This window comes from Bacillus sp. SIMBA_005 (assembly GCF_046535585.1).
Classification (GTDB): Bacteria; Bacillota; Bacilli; order Bacillales; family Bacillaceae; genus Bacillus; species Bacillus pumilus.
Map to the genome: position 1 here is coordinate 1 of NZ_JAWRWI010000501.1, position 267 is coordinate 267.

The 267-nt window shown below is 33.7% G+C and carries 1 protein-coding gene; it reads right to left on the reverse strand.

From position 1 onward, the window contains the following. A partial coding sequence (locus tag SB660_RS21070) for a hypothetical protein (RefSeq protein ID WP_410584326.1) occupies positions 1 to 267 on the reverse strand: 267 nt, incomplete at both ends.

Here is a 267-nt window from a genome sequence, read left to right on the forward strand (position 1 = left end):
GTAAATAATGTAAAGGCAAACAAGATAATCAGTAAGCTCATAATAATAAAGCTGAAGAACTGCCAGAGTAAAAACTAGTATATGGACTGTCAGTAAAAAGTATTTTTCTATCTGCTCTTTCCAGTCTATTTTTCTTCCCCATGGTGCTGGTTTTGAAATTTCATTTATTTTTTGAGAGAATCCGTTTAACAGAAGTATTGAAAAGGACGAATATTCATTTTTAATCCCTCCAAGCAGAAGCAGAAAAGCTGTAAGTCCGATCATGGC